This is a genomic window from Listeria monocytogenes (assembly GCF_900187225.1).
Taxonomy (GTDB): domain Bacteria; phylum Bacillota; class Bacilli; order Lactobacillales; family Listeriaceae; genus Listeria; species Listeria monocytogenes.
In genome coordinates, this window is record NZ_LT906436.1 from 494,250 (window position 1) to 509,309 (window position 15,060).

Below are 15,060 nucleotides of genomic sequence, written 5' to 3' on the forward strand. Positions count from 1 at the left end.
TTAAATAAATCTCATGTCTTAGGAAGTGTAGCTAGATGAAAAAGTATAAAAAATGGTGGATAACGATTGGACTAGTGTTAATTCTTTATGTTATCGGATATGTTTATTGGTTTGCGATTCCTAAACATACAGCAAATGAAGCAGTAGATGATTACTTAGCAGCGCAAAAGATAAATTCAACACAAGTTAAAACGAGGGATATTCAAAAAGATTGGACTAGAGGAGGATACTATGTCACGATAGTGTTTAAGGATGACCCTAATTTAGTGTATGAATACAACTACAATAGTAAAAGGAATACGCCTTACCATATTAATCTACTTGTTTTTAAAGATGGCTCGAGTCAAGAGGACGATCAAGTGAAGCATCCACCACTACAAGAGCAAAATGATTAAAACAAAAACTCAAGCATTTCAAGTAAGCAGTGCTACTACTGCTTACTTTTTTGTATTACTTTTATATAAGCTCTACATAAAAAGTATCACGCCAATCGAATGATTAAGCAGGCTAAGGTCCCAAAGTGAATTTACTAAATAACTTGAGACACCTTAATGCACGCGAGCTAGCCGGGAAGCCAAAAAGCTTTGGATTAGTTCAACCAAAATCTGTCATTTTCATTCAAGGAGATAATAAAGCACCAATCTTTCCCATGCTTTCCCTAGCAATTCCAACCCCACCTGAGATACAATTAACCCAAACAAACGAAACGGGGCGGATGCCATGGCGGAATCACTCATTACTAAAAAAGCGATTGCTGGTGGGCTGATGGAGCTTTGTCAGCATAAGAGGTTTGAAAAGATTAGTATTGCGGATATTACGAATATTTGTGGGCTTAATCGGCAAACTTTTTACTATCATTTTACAGATAAATACGATTTGCTTACTTGGACCTATGAAAATGACTTTTTCCATTGTTTGGCGGATGGGATTACGCTTGGAAATTGGGATAAACATGTGCTGAAAATGCTGGAATCGATTAAAGAAAATGCTGATTTCTATAAAAATACGGTTTCCGCGGATGCGAGTATTCTTTCTTTTTGCTTTTCAAAACTAACGAATTCGCTGTTTATGGATTTATTTGAAAAAATTGATACGAATGGAGCCGTGAACGAGGCAGATCGGGTGTTTTATGCGGAATTCTTTTCTTACGGATGCTCGGGTGTACTGATTAAATGGATTACGCGTGGTTTTAAAGAGGCACCGGAAACGATTGCGAACCAGCTATTTCGACTTGCAAAGGATACGGAATTTTTGGCAAACAGCATGTACCGCGAAAACTAGACAATATGGCTAATTTGTCTAAAAACCAGACATAAGCGTTCTTTTGCCCAGATTAAAAGCGAACGACAAGCGGTATACTATCTGTATCAAGAAATTGGAGGAGATAGTGATGAAAAATAAAAAACGTACGCTAGTCGCTCTAACTGGGGCTGCAATTGGAACAGGTATTGCCGCAAAGAAAATTTCTGAACAAAAGGCCGCTGAAAAAGAACAGGCAGTGGATGAAGCAATTAAGGCGCGCTATTATGGTGACAAACAAGTGTATTTCGTCGGTGGCGGGATTGCTAGTTTGGCGGGCGCTGTTTATTTAATTCGTGATGCCAATTTTGATGGGAAAAATATTCATATTATTGAAGGTATGCATATTTTAGGCGGAAGTAATGATGGAGCCGGAAGTGTGGAACATGGCTTTGTTTGTCGCGGTGGTCGGATGTTAAATGAAGAAACTTATGAAAATTTCTGGGATTTATTTAGTAGTATTCCGTCGCTTGATATGCCGAACTTTAGTGTGACGGAAGAGATTTTGAATTTTGACCATTTACATCCAACCCATGCGCAAGCGAGATTAGTTGATAAAGATCGCAATATCCTCGATGCGCATTCGATGGGATTTAATAATAATGACCGGATGTTGATGACGAAACTGCTCGCTACTCCGGAAGAAAAACTGGATAATTTAACGATACGTGATTGGTTTGACGAACACTTTTTTGAAACGAATTTTTGGTATATGTGGCAAACCACTTTTGCTTTCCAAAAATGGAGCAGCTTGTTTGAATTTAGACGTTATATGAATCGGATGATGTTAGAATTTAGTCGGATTGATACGCTGGAAGGTGTAACGAGAACGCCTCTAAACCAATACGAAAGCTTGATTTTACCTTTAAAAACATTTTTAGATAAACATCATGTTGATTTTACGATTAATCAAACGGTGGAAGATATCGATTTTAAAGATGCGCCTGGAATTACAGCGACAGCACTTCATTTATCGGATGGATCAACTATTGAACTTGGCCCAGACGATGACGTGATTATGACGAATGCATGTATGACGGATAGTGCGACACTCGGCGATATGAATACGCCAGCACCGAAACCAGAAGAAAAACCAATTTCCGGGGAGCTTTGGTATAAAGTCGCGCAAAAGAAACCAAATTTAGGGAATCCAGAGCCATTCTTCGCTCATGAGGAAGAAACAAATTGGCAAAGCTTTACCGTCACTTGTCATGGTGATAAATTATTAAAACGTATCGAACGCTTCACTGGAAATATTCCGGGAAGTGGCGCGCTTATGACATTTAAAGATTCCAATTGGCTTATGAGTACGGTTGTTGCTGCACAACCACATTTTAAAGCGCAAGATGCGAATACTACGATTTTCTGGGGTTACGGATTATATCCAGACCGCGTTGGTGATTTCGTGAAAAAACCAATGAAAGAATGTACTGGGGAAGAAATTTTATATGAATTAATGTGTCATTTGAACTGGCAAGATGATTTTGAAGAAATTAAAGCGGATATAATCAATGTAATTCCGTGCTATATGCCGTACATTGACGCGCAATTCGAACCGCGGGCAATGAGCGATCGTCCGGCTGTTGTTCCGGAGGGCAGTACAAACTTCGCGATGATTAGCCAATTTGTGGAAATTCCAAAAGATATGGTTTTCACCGAAGAATATTCCGTTCGCGCTGCTAGAATCGCCGTGTATACGTTACTTGATATTGACAAAAAAATCTGTCCAGTAACACCACATAATCGTGATCCAAAAGTGCTAGCGAAAGCAACCCAAACCATGTTTAGATAAAGTGAAAAAGTAGCTATTTGTGACAGAATAGCTACTTTTTTTGTGCGAGACAGGACAAACGACTGATATTTGCGAAATAGCATTGCTTGTGAACCATAAAACAGCTATAATCTTTATAGACGAAAACAAGACCTGAAAAGAGGCTGAACAATGGAAAAAAGCTCCATTTATGGATTAACATGGACAAAATTAACAGAATGGCTAGAAGCACACGGTCAAAAGAAATTCCGCGCAACACAAGTGTGGGACTGGCTTTATAGAAAACGTGTCAAAACTTTTGAAGAAATGAGTAACGTTCCAAAAGAAACAATTGAACTTTTAACAGCGAATTTTGTGATGAACACTTTAGAAGAACAAGTGGTACAAGAATCTACAGATGGCACGACGAAATATTTATTTAAGCTGAGTGACGGGAACTTAATTGAAACCGTGATGATGAAGCAAGAATATGGCTTGTCGGTTTGTGTAACGACCCAAGTTGGTTGTAATATCGGCTGTACTTTTTGTGCGAGTGGGCTTTTGAAGAAAAGTCGCGACTTAACTGCTGGCGAAATCGTGGAACAAATTATGAATGTGCAGCATTATTTGGATGGACGTAATTTGGAAGAACGCGTGAGTCACGTGGTTGTAATGGGAATCGGGGAACCGTTTGATAATTACGATAATGTGATGGATTTCTTGCGTGTGATTAATCATGACAAAGGCCTCGCAATCGGCGCGCGCCATATCACTGTTTCGACAAGTGGCCTTGCACCGCGCATTATTGATTTTGCCAATGAGGATTTCCAAGTTAACTTAGCGATTTCCCTCCATGCGCCGAACAATGAACTGCGGACGAGCATTATGCGTATTAACAAGACCTATTCAATTGAGAAATTGATGGAAGCGATCCATTATTACGTTAACAAAACTAACCGCCGAATCACGTTTGAATACATTATGTTAAAAGGTGTGAACGACCATAAAAAAGAAGCGCTCGAACTGGCGGCACTTCTCGGCGAACATCGTCATTTAGCTTATGTTAACTTGATTCCTTACAACCCAGTGGACGAGCATATTGATTATGAACGTAGCACAAAAGAAGACGTACTCGCTTTCTATGATACCCTTAAGAAAAATGGTATTAATTGTGTTATTCGCCGCGAACACGGGACGGATATTGATGCCGCGTGTGGGCAACTTCGTAGTAAACAAATCAAACGAGTTGGCGTGCGCGAACGGATGAAACAAAAACAAGCAGCAGCGGAAGAATAATAATTCAAACTATCTGGTTTCCATTTGGAGATTGGATAGTTTTTGTTTATACTTAAGGTACCGAAAGCAATTGAAGGAGGACAAAAATCATGGAAGTAGAAATTGTCGAACGAAATGCTTTTACAGCCGTCGGAAAAAAACGAACTTTTTCGGTTGAAAATGATGCGCAAAAAGAAAAAATCAGCCAGTTTTGGCAAGAAGCAAACGCAAATGGCGATGCAGAACGAATCAACGAATTAGCCGAATTCGCAACAATTGACGGTATTTTAGGCGTCTGCCAAATGAACGGCGACCAAATGGACTATTATATCGCGATTGAATCCGAACTCACCCCACCAGCAGACATGGAAAAACTAACCATCCCAGCAAGTAAATGGGCCATCTTCAAATCAGTCGGCCCACTACCCAACGCAATCCAAAAAGTGTGGGAATACATTTACGGCGAATGGTTCCAAACAAGCAACTATACCCACGGGAACGCTCCAGAACTAGAAGTCTACACAGAAGGCGACACAACCGCCGCTGATTATTATTCCGAAGTTTGGATTCCGGTGGTTGAAAAAGACTAACAAACCAAAGAACAAATTTCATTGATTGTGAAATTTGTTCTTTTTAAATCCCACTCCAATCCCATTCCCTAAAATTGACATTGAGAATCATTATCAATATAATGAAAGGAACTAGCCTATTATACATACAATACAATTATCCAAGGGGGATTTAAGAATGATTATTGTAACTAATACGATTAAGGTAGAAAAAGGCGCAGCAGAGCACGTTATCCGTCAGTTCACAGGCGCAAATGGCGACGGACATCCAACAAAAGATATCGCAGAAGTAGAAGGTTTCCTAGGTTTTGAACTATGGCACAGCAAACCAGAAGACAAAGACTATGAAGAAGTAGTCGTAACAAGCAAATGGGAAAGCGAAGAAGCCCAACGCAATTGGGTGAAAAGCGATTCCTTCAAAAAAGCACACGGCAGAACAAAAGACACTAGAGAACAAAGAGAAGACCGGAAAGGCATCGTAGGAAATGCAATCGCTCGTTTTGAAGTAGTTCACGTGCAAAACCCTGTGATTGTTGAAAAATAAGAAGTGAGTGAACAAGCCATTTCGAGGTAGATGGCTTGTTTTTTTGTTTTCAGATGAGAAAATAAATACAGTGTTTTTCTTTCCAAAAGCCCCTTTACTAGCAACCCACAAACCAATCATGCTATAATTCTCTAAATGATAACGTTTATCATTTAAGGAGGAATTAAACATGATTGAAAAAACAATTATGGAACGTCGTAGCATTAAAAAAGCGAACGACGAGCCAATTTCAAGAGAAACGGTGAACACGATTTTAGAGCAAGCTGCCTATGCGCCTTTTCACAGCAAAGTAGAGCCGTGGAATGTATACGTATTGCACACACTTGCTGAAAAAGAGCGTTACATCGAGAAAATCATTGAGTTTAACGAGCGCGAACAAGGGGTTAGTTTTTCTGAAGCAGAGATTGCGGATTTAAAAGCAGGCTATGCGAAGAAAATTATTACGCCGCCATACTTACTCATTGTGACCACGAATATTATCGGTCACGGGAAAAAGGATTTCGAATCAATCGGGGCAACTAGTGCATTTATCCAAAACATTCAATTACTTGGCTGGGAAGCGGGAATTGGGATGATTTGGCGGTCAAATAGATTTATTTTTGATGCGAAGTTTGCGGATGATTTAGGTATCCCTGCTGAGCAAAAAATTGTCGGAACTTTGCACTTAACTAGCTTAGCCGAAGTTCCTGAAGCAAAACCGCGCCGTCCTTTGAATAAATGGGTAAAGGATTTAGCGGATTTGTAAGATTGATGTTTCGTGTGATTAGCGTTACAATGGTACAAGTGTAAGAAATAAGGAGGCGAGCAAGATGGCAGTTCCAGCTAGACGTACGTCCAAAGCGAAGAAAAACAAGCGCCGTACGCATAAAGGCTTAACAGCACCAGGTTTGAGTCGCGATAGTGAAACAGGCGAATACCGTATGTCACACCGCATCTCACCAGACGGCACTTATAAAGGTCGCACAATTATCGAAAAATAAGAGGATTTGTTCCAGTGATTGGAACAAATTCTTTTTTTTGTGATACTATAATGGAAAGAGCTAAATACACAAAAAGGAGTCTGATTTTGACATGACAGAAGAATTTGTGAACAAAGAAGATGCGCTAAAAAATTATAATGCAAAAGAGTTTCGTACACCAGATGGCTATACGAGCGATATGATTTTAACTACAGTAAAAGAGTTGAACGGGAAACCAACATTACATATTTTATTAATTAAACGAAGCCTTACAAACGCAGAAGGAAAACCAAATATGGAAGGCGGAAAATGGGCGGTTCCGGGCGGATTTGTGGATGAAAATGAATCTGCGGACCAAGCGGCTGAGCGTGAACTAGAAGAGGAAACAAGTTTGACGAATATTCCGCTGATTCCTTTTGGTGTGTTTGATAAACCGGGGCGTGATCCGCGCGGTTGGATTATTTCGCGGGCGTTTTATGCGATTGTGCCACCAGAAGCTTTGGAAAAACGTGCGGCTGGGGATGATGCGGTGGATATCGGACTTTTCCCAATGACGGAAGCACTGGAACTGCCGCTTGCCTTTGACCATTTAGATATGCTCAAAAAAGCATTTAGTGCGATTACAGAAGAATTTTTACTAACGACGGCGATTCGCGATTTCTTGCCGGAAACTTTCTCGGCAGAGCTGCTTTACCAAACGTTGGATGGCTGTACGAAGCCGGGGATTTTGCCGGATGAAGTAGAATTTATGGAGAATATCGAGTATTTACCGTATTTAGAAAAAGTTGGTGAGTTATACCGATTTAATGCGGATGCTGAAGCAGGAAGTATTTATTTTTAATAGAAAAGGAGCCACCGATTTGGTTGGCTCCTTTTTTATAGGAAATACTTTTCACCATAACGTAATGCGAAATCTTTAAAAGCTTTGGAAGCAGGCGAGATGTAGTGATTTTTCAAACTTGCTAGATAGATAAAACGATCGTGTTTTGGTTCGTTGATGGATAATACTTTGACATTGTAGTGTGCTAATGAGGAGATTTTTGGCATGATAGAAATGCCGTAATCAACACTCACAAGCCCAACCATTGCGGTATCCTCCTCTACATAACAGCCGATTTTAGGTTGAATATTTATTTCCGCAAAAAGAGAATCAATAAGCGGTCTCAGCCCACTGGTGTCAGAAAAGAAAATATACGAATAATCTGCGGTGTCTTGTAAATCAATCGAATCATATTTGGCAAGTGGGTGGTTTTCGGCAACGACAACAACTAACTCTTGTTTTGTTAATGGTAAAAACTCAATATCAGGTTCATTTTCGACGTAGGAGCAAATCGCTAGGTCGAATTTTTCATTTTTTAGATCAGGGATAATTGATTTAGTGGCACCTTGGAAAAAGGAAAATGTGATGTCTTTATGGCTTTCGACTTTGGTGAAATTCTGGACGAGCTCTGGAACCGTATGGGCGCCCATGGTGTAAATAAACCCTAAATCAATATTTCCGTGCGATGGGCTCGTTAATTCGTGTAACAATTTTTCGCCTTTTTCTAGTTCGGCGAGGGATTTTTCCACATAGGTTAAATAGAAACGACCATATTTGGTTAATCGGATGTTGCGGCCTTGTTTTTCAAATAAATAGACGCCAAGTTCGCGCTCAAGTTCTGCGATAGAGTGGCTTAGGCTAGGCTGGGTAATGGAGAGTTCGGCTGCTGCAATCGTGTAATGCTCTCGTTCGGCTAATTTTTTAAAGTAGTAAAGTTGACGCAAGTTCATCGGTTAACCTCCTCGGAATGCCTTGATAACTCTATTGTAAGCGATTGTATAGAAAAAATCTATGGATAAATCGAAAAATATACATTAGATTAATAATTATTCCTGACTTATAATGAAAGAGAAATAAGATTGTGCATTATTGAACGTGAATAATGTAACAAATCATTTGCTGAGATTATAGTCGCAGGAGGCTTATTATGACAGATTATCCGAGTATTTTTGAACCATTAACTGTAAAAAGAATGACCATTAAAAACCGTGTGATAATGCCACCAATGGGGACAAACCTAGCTGGATTAAATGGCGAATTTTTAGAAGAACATATGAATTATTATGAACAACGCGCAAAAGGTGGGACAGGTCTAATCACTATTGAAAACGCTTGTGTAGATTTTCCTTATGGTACAAACGGAACAACGCAACTTCGAATCGATAATGACCAATACATTCCTGGATTTTACAAATTAACAGAACGTCTTCATAAACATGGAACTTGTGTATCCATCCAAATCAACCACGCTGGAGCATCTGCTTATCCAGCACGTTTGAATGGACTTCAACCGGTTTCCGCATCAGATATTCCATCTAAAAAAGGTGGCACTGTACCGCGCCCGCTTACAGTAGAAGAAATTTATGAAATCGTCAATAAATACGGAGATGCTGCAAGACGCGCCCAACAAGCTGGCTTTGATGCAGTCGAAATCCACGGCGGACACTCGTACTTACTATGCCAATTTTTATCGCCACTTTACAACAAACGAACAGATGAATTTGGTGGAACGCCTGAAAACCGCGCCCGTATCGTCAAACTAATTTTGGAAAAAGTCCGCGCGGAAGTTGGTCCATTTTTCCCAATCGTACTGCGTTTTAGTGCAGATGAATTTACAGAAGGTGGCAACCATTTAGAAGACATTTTGGAACTGCTAGATTATTGCCAAGAAGAAGCGGATATTTTGAATGTATCAGCGGCGATTAACGATAATTTATACTTGCAAATTGACCAAATGAACTTGGAAGATGGCTGGAGAAGCTACCTTGCAAAAGCGGTGAAAGATAAATTTAACAAACCAACGATTACTTCGGGGAACATCCGTAGTCCAAAAGCAGCAGAGAAAATATTGTCAGAAGGATACGCTGATTTACTTGCGATGGGACGTGGCTTAATTGCTGAGCCAAACTGGGTGAACAAAGTAGCAACTGGCCAAGAAGATATGCTTCGAAAATGTATTTCTTGTAATATCGGTTGCGCGGATCACCGAATTTCGAAGTCGAAGCCAATCCGTTGTACGGTAAATCCAGATATTATTCATGAAGATAAATACAAAGAAACAAAAGTGACTCGCCCGACCAATGTTGTCGTCATTGGCGGCGGAACAGCAGGGCTTGAAGCAGCTTGTACGGCGGCCGAAGTTGGCTGTAACACAACGCTAATTGAAGCGAATGAACAAACTGGTGGCTTGGCGCGTGCCATTGCTAACCTTCCAGACAAAAGTAGAATTGCCGATTTCCCTAATTATTTAGCGAACCGAGCAGAAAAATTAACCAATTTAAAAGTTATTACAGGCACTAAAGCTGATACTGCGCTTATTGATACATTTAATCCTGATGTGATAGTTAATGCCACAGGATCCAAACCATTACTTCCACCAATTAAAGGTTTGCTTGACGTGATTGACAAAGAAGATAGTAAGGTTCACTCGATTTTCGGACTTATTTCGAATATCGATGACTTTACCGAATTTAGTAACAAAAAAGTAGCAGTTATCGGCGGTGGTGCAGTTGGACTTGATGTGGTCGAGTACTTCTCAGAACGCGGCTCGGATGTTACAATTGTAGAAATGATGCCGCTTCTTGGAAAAGACTTAGATATGATTACCCGGCTTTCCATGATGGACATTATCAAGAAAAACAATGTTGATGTCCAAACAGAAACTGCATTAACCGAAGTAGCAGCGGATCATTTCAAAGTGAAGCACGACGGAGTAGACGCCGAGATTCCATTTGATTACGGTTTTGTCTGCCTAGGAATGCGACCAGAACGTCCACTTATGGAAGAACTTGCGGCATACGGAAAAGAAAAACAAATTGAAATCGTAAATATTGGCGACAGCGCTGCAACAAGAAAAATCTTGGAAGGCGTTCGCGAAGGAAGAAATATTTTAACTACATTAGAAAAAATTGGCTCTTTGTAATCCGAACTGGCAAGGCGGACTCCGCTTTGCCACATTCGCTCTTTATATAAGTTCACATTTTCACAAATAAACCTTAATTTGGAAAGGAACGATGTTATTATGACAAACAAAATCACAGAAAGAATTACAGGACACACAGAATTAATCGGGTTAATCGCCACTCCAATCAGACACAGTTTATCACCAACAATGCATAACGAAGCTTTTGCAAAACTAGGACTTGATTATGTATACCTTGCTTTTGAAGTTGGGGACAAAGAACTGAAAGACGTTGTACAAGGATTCCGCGCAATGAACTTACGTGGCTGGAACGTTTCTATGCCAAATAAAACAAACATTCATAAATACTTAGATAAACTTTCTCCAGCCGCTGAACTTGTAGGGGCAGTAAATACAGTTGTTAATGATGACGGCGTATTAACTGGACACATTACAGACGGCACTGGCTACATGCGTGCGTTAAAAGAAGCTGGACATGACATTATCGGCAAAAAAATGACGATTTGCGGCGCTGGTGGTGCGGCAACAGCTATCTGTATCCAAGCAGCTCTTGACGGCGTAAAAGAAATTTCTATTTTCAACAGAAAAGACGATTTTTACGCGAATGCAGAAAAAACAGTAGAAAAAATCAATTCGAAAACAGATTGTAAAGCACAATTATTTGATATCGAAGACCACGAACAATTACGTAAAGAAATCGCAGAAAGTGTTATTTTCACGAATGCGACTGGCGTTGGGATGAAACCTTTCGAAGGCGAAACACTTTTACCAAGTGCGGATATGCTTCGTCCAGAATTAATCGTTTCGGATGTTGTCTATAAACCAACCAAAACAAGATTGCTTGAAATCGCCGAAGAACAAGGCTGTCAAACACTTAACGGCTTAGGCATGATGCTTTGGCAAGGTGCGAAAGCTTTCGAAATTTGGACACACAAAGAAATGCCAGTAGATTACATTAAAGAAATCCTATTTTAAAAACTTGCAAAAGAACAAGGTTATCGCTAATCTTAAAACATAATATCGAATGAGGAGAATTATACATGAATAAAGTAGTCGTAAAGAATGTTACGTTTGGTGAAGGTGCGCCAAAAATTTGTGTACCAATGGTCGGTAAAACGGTTGCTGCGCTTAAAGAAGAAGCAGAAATGTTACAAACAATTGATTTGGACGTTGTCGAATGGCGCGTTGACTTTTTTGAGGACGTAAAAGATTTAGCTAAAGTGGGAGCTGCACTTGGCGAAATTCGCGCAATTTTACCAGAAACACCGATTTTATTCACTTTCCGAAGTGCAAAAGAGGGCGGCGAGTTAGCTGTCAGTGACGAATTTTATTTTGAATTAAATGAAACTCTAGCTAGAACTGGCAAAGTTGATTTAGTTGATGTGGAACTTTTCAATGAAGAAGCAGACGTTTTACGCTTAATTGAAACAGCTCACAAGAACAATGTAAAAGTAGTTATGTCGAATCATGATTTTGATAAAACACCTGCGAAAGAAGAAATCGTTTCTCGTTTAACTCGCATGGAAGCACTTGGCGCGGACCTTCCGAAAATCGCCGTCATGCCAAAATCTGCTGGAGACGTACTAACTTTACTAGATGCAACGAATACTGTATCTGAAAAAGCTAATCAACCAATCATTACGATGTCGATGGCGGGAACTGGTGTCATCAGTCGTCTTGCTGGAGAAGTTTTTGGCTCCGCAATGACATTTGGCGCTGCGAAAAAAGCATCGGCTCCTGGGCAAATTGATGTTAATGAGTTACGTCACGTTCTTGATTTACTGCATAAACAATTTTAATAAATACTAAAAAAGTAGCAAGTTTCTTTGATGAAAAGAAACTTGCTACTTTTTTATCTAGAATGAATTATTTTGTTAATAGACTACTTTTTATAAACGAAAATAATTCTTGAAGCAGTGTATTTTCGCTCTGTTTATTAATGGCTGCGACAATATTCTGGTCATTCCGTTCTTCTTGAATATCCATAATTTTAATATTGTACTTATCTTCTAATGTTCCATCATTCATGCCGGAATACAAAAAGGCTAATCCTTCTCCAACAGATGTCATTGCTAGTCCTTCATCCAGATCTTTTACATACGAATTCGCTTTTAAATTAAAACCATGTTTAGTACATTGACTAACAACATAGTCTACAATGATGGGAGACTGTTTTCTTTCGAGCAAAATAACTATTTCTTGCTTCAAATCATTAAAATATACTTTTTTCTTTTTCCGGAATCGATGGTCCGCGGGTATAGCAATTTGCAAATGATTTTTTATAAATAATACTTCTTCTATAGACATGTTCGGCTGGAAATAAGCGGATAAATTAAAAACTAAATCATATTGCCCATTAGAAAGACCTTCAGCTAAATTCATTGGTGTATCCGGTTTTAATGAGAATTGAACATGTGGATGACTTTGCTTGAATGATTCGAGCAGCTCATACATTGCGTTCATATTGAAATTCGAGAGATAACCAATCTTTAATAATTGTCCAGCTTCATCTGCTGTTTTTTGATTATCAAACATATGGGATAGCTTGTTGACTCGGTTTAAAATATCATTTACTTCTATTAAAAATTGTTGACCTGCACTTGATAACTCCAGCGAATGACGATTCCTAATAAACAGTTCTACACCTAATTCTGTTTCTAATTCTTTTATTCGTCTACTAAGGGTAGGCTGTGAAATAAATAATTTTTCAGATGCTCGGGTAAAACTTCCTTCCATAGCCACATCAACAAAGTATTTCAAATTGGATAACTTCATAATTGCTCCATTCAATGAAAGATTGTAAATAGTAGCTTTAGTATAAAGTTATTAGACTCCATTGACAAGTTTTTCTATTTGTTGATTATTGGTAGCTGAATATAGGAGGGGTGCTCTTTACTCGTATGAAGGATATGCGTACCTTTATTATTAGGTGTGCATCCGGGCGTTCCTGGCATTACTGAGCCAAGTTCATCTTTGCTACTCACGACTACTCTGAGTGTTTCACCTGCTTTATAAGTTAGACCAATGGGACTCAAAATAATGTCTAGTTCTACAATTTCTCCGGAAGAGAGTTTTTCTACTTTGTCAAAGCTATAAGCAGGAATTTCATCTGTTGAAACTTGAGAATCTAGTTGTCGCATGGATGCGCGAAGTCTTCCCCAAGCGCCTTTATAGCGTAAAGCAGATGCCCCTTCTTGTGTGAAATCCTGAAGTGCGGCCCCGTGATTTGGTACGACAAATTCACTTAGTACGTTGCCGAATTTATCTAGCTTTTGAAGCCAAACAAAAACATCCAAGTCATCGTATCCATCTACTTCCATAAATAATTTTGCTTTTGGATAACCAACAAAATGCGTTTCTTTGTCAAACGTCATTTGGAACGATGCTCTCCCTGGCAAGTTTTCAGTAGTATAGGATACTTTAAAATCATCTGAAGTAGGTGTTTCTTGTAAAGTACGTAATAGGCCATTCATATAATAACGTTTGTTTTCACTATTGGTAGGTGGAAAAACTTCGGATGGTAAGTCAGTTTGATTGCCACCTTGAAAGTCAATTAATGCATAGCGCACAGTTGGTGTATCTGTCCAATTATTTTCCTTGCCAAGTAAATAATAATCAAAAAAGCGTCGCAATTCTTCTACGTTATTTTCGTCATAGTAATATGGCCATTCTTGGCGATCATGAATACGAAGCCATTTTTCTTTAGAACCAAGTGAACGCCAAGAACGAAATGTACCCATTGTGTGAAGCGTATTAGAATAACTTGCAATAACAAAAGCTGGTATTGTAATTTTACTTGGATCTGCAACTTTGTCTTTCCAAATAGCACTATCAGCTAAAGGATATGCTTCCATTTCCTTTGTTAAATCTTCTCTTTGCGAATTTTTAGCACTGACATGGTTGATTTGCAAACGCTCAATAAAATTAGGATCTGGAATGCCTCCAATAAAAGCTAAGTCACGATAACCATCTGCTAATCCTTCAGTAGGATTGATACATGTTAGGTGAGGGGGCTGCTCAGCTGCAATATACCACTGGGAAAAGGCTAAATAAGATGTTCCTGTTAGAGCTGTTTTTCCATTACTCCAAGATTGCTTAGCTAACCATTCAATTAAATCATAACCATCTTCAGCTTCTTGAGAGCCAATCATTGTAGTATTACCCTCACTATGAGCAATGCCACGCATGTCAGGATTACAGACAGCGTATCCATGTGCGCACCAGTATGCTGGATCAGGTGCTTCAAATTTGGTAAGGCCAGAATTCCAGGCATTCCCCATTCCTAGCATATTAAATAGATTTTTGTATCGAGGAGCTGTTCCAGCACTTTTTCCATAAGGGCTCCAGGCGATAAGAGTAGGAACTTTTTCTTCTGTTATTGGTAAATAAATATCGGTATAAATGGTTATACCGTCACGCATCTTAACTGGTACATCTTTTAACATTTTAATGGAACAATCCAGTGGTTTGAAACCATCAGCAATTTGTTGTCCTTTTTCTAAAATGATTTCTTTTGTTTCGAAAGGACTTAGCACTCCATGCTCGATGCCATTATCCACGTATTCAAAAGAAGGGCTGAAAAGCATTTTTTCTGTTATTTTTGCAGTCATATAAATTACCTCCGATTATTTTTTTAATAAGTTTTAACACTTTTAAGTATAGGTAGTATCGCGAGGTCTGTACAATTGTAATTTTGGATAAA

The 15,060-nt window shown here is 39.2% G+C and carries 15 protein-coding genes and 1 pseudogene; 12 read left to right on the forward strand and 4 right to left on the reverse strand.

All coding sequences use genetic code 11. The annotated features are described in order from the left end of the window. Positions 1-35 precede the first annotated feature (35 nt). Positions 36-395, forward strand: a complete 360-nt coding sequence (locus CKV70_RS02440) for a DUF3139 domain-containing protein (RefSeq protein ID WP_009925059.1) — start codon at positions 36-38, stop codon at positions 393-395. Between the two features lie 75 nt (positions 396-470). On the opposite strand, the pseudogene CKV70_RS14605 reads toward CKV70_RS02440, so the two are convergent. Then, positions 471-605: pseudogene (locus CKV70_RS14605) on the reverse strand (hypothetical protein); the annotation flags it as partial. A gap of 115 nt (positions 606-720) precedes the next feature. Between CKV70_RS14605 and CKV70_RS02450 the strand changes: the two are divergent. The 8 genes from CKV70_RS02450 to CKV70_RS02495 all read left to right on the forward strand — a co-directional run bounded on the left by CKV70_RS02450 (position 721) and on the right by CKV70_RS02495 (position 7,237). Beyond that, complete coding sequence (locus CKV70_RS02450; RefSeq protein ID WP_003733207.1) at positions 721-1,281, forward strand: TetR/AcrR family transcriptional regulator; 561 nt, start codon at positions 721-723, stop codon at positions 1,279-1,281. Between the two features lie 109 nt (positions 1,282-1,390). After that, complete coding sequence (locus CKV70_RS02455) at positions 1,391-3,091, forward strand: oleate hydratase (protein ID WP_014600535.1); 1,701 nt, start codon at positions 1,391-1,393, stop codon at positions 3,089-3,091. Between the two features lie 150 nt (positions 3,092-3,241). Continuing rightward, on the forward strand, positions 3,242-4,345 hold the full coding sequence (gene rlmN, locus CKV70_RS02460; protein ID WP_003725208.1) for a dual-specificity RNA methyltransferase RlmN: 1,104 nt from the start codon (positions 3,242-3,244) through the stop codon (positions 4,343-4,345). Between the two features lie 89 nt (positions 4,346-4,434). Further along, positions 4,435-4,914, forward strand: a complete 480-nt coding sequence (locus CKV70_RS02465) for a GyrI-like domain-containing protein (protein WP_014600536.1) — start codon at positions 4,435-4,437, stop codon at positions 4,912-4,914. Positions 4,915-5,071: 157 nt separating this feature from the next. Beyond that, positions 5,072-5,437, forward strand: a complete 366-nt coding sequence (gene isdG / locus CKV70_RS02470) for a heme oxygenase IsdG (RefSeq protein ID WP_003721271.1) — start codon at positions 5,072-5,074, stop codon at positions 5,435-5,437. A gap of 169 nt (positions 5,438-5,606) precedes the next feature. After that, positions 5,607-6,182: a nitroreductase family protein gene (locus CKV70_RS02480; protein ID WP_014600537.1), complete on the forward strand. Its 576-nt coding sequence runs from the start codon at positions 5,607-5,609 to the stop codon at positions 6,180-6,182. 64 nt (positions 6,183-6,246) lie between these two features. Further along, positions 6,247-6,417 (forward strand): 50S ribosomal protein L32, encoded by a 171-nt coding sequence (rpmF, locus tag CKV70_RS02490; protein WP_003718584.1) that lies wholly within the window; start codon positions 6,247-6,249, stop codon positions 6,415-6,417. 91 nt (positions 6,418-6,508) lie between these two features. Then, a complete protein-coding gene (locus CKV70_RS02495; protein ID WP_014600538.1) occupies positions 6,509-7,237 on the forward strand; it encodes an NUDIX domain-containing protein in 729 nt (242 codons plus the stop codon). 35 nt (positions 7,238-7,272) lie between these two features. Here CKV70_RS02495 and CKV70_RS02500 read toward each other — a convergent pair whose 3' ends face one another. Then, positions 7,273-8,166, reverse strand: coding sequence for a LysR family transcriptional regulator (locus CKV70_RS02500; protein WP_014600539.1), 894 nt, complete (start codon positions 8,164-8,166; stop codon positions 7,273-7,275). Between the two features lie 197 nt (positions 8,167-8,363). On the opposite strand from CKV70_RS02500, the gene CKV70_RS02505 reads away from it, so the two are divergent. From CKV70_RS02505 to aroD, 3 genes are all read left to right on the forward strand, one after another. Then, positions 8,364-10,358: an NAD(P)/FAD-dependent oxidoreductase gene (locus tag CKV70_RS02505; RefSeq protein ID WP_014600540.1), complete on the forward strand. Its 1,995-nt coding sequence runs from the start codon at positions 8,364-8,366 to the stop codon at positions 10,356-10,358. A gap of 99 nt (positions 10,359-10,457) precedes the next feature. Continuing rightward, positions 10,458-11,333, forward strand: a complete 876-nt coding sequence (locus CKV70_RS02510) for a shikimate dehydrogenase (protein ID WP_003725703.1) — start codon at positions 10,458-10,460, stop codon at positions 11,331-11,333. Positions 11,334-11,398: 65 nt separating this feature from the next. After that, the gene (aroD, locus tag CKV70_RS02515; RefSeq protein WP_014600541.1) at positions 11,399-12,157 is read left to right on the forward strand and encodes a type I 3-dehydroquinate dehydratase; all 759 of its coding nucleotides are present in this window, start codon (positions 11,399-11,401) and stop codon (positions 12,155-12,157) included. A 67-nt stretch (positions 12,158-12,224) separates the two neighbouring features. On the opposite strand, the gene CKV70_RS02520 is transcribed toward aroD, so the two are convergent. After that, complete coding sequence (locus CKV70_RS02520; protein WP_003721278.1) at positions 12,225-13,133, reverse strand: LysR family transcriptional regulator; 909 nt, start codon at positions 13,131-13,133, stop codon at positions 12,225-12,227. Positions 13,134-13,207: 74 nt separating this feature from the next. After that, positions 13,208-14,968, reverse strand: coding sequence for a CocE/NonD family hydrolase (locus CKV70_RS02525; RefSeq protein ID WP_014600542.1), 1,761 nt, complete (start codon positions 14,966-14,968; stop codon positions 13,208-13,210). Between the last annotated feature and the right edge of the window lie 92 nt (positions 14,969-15,060).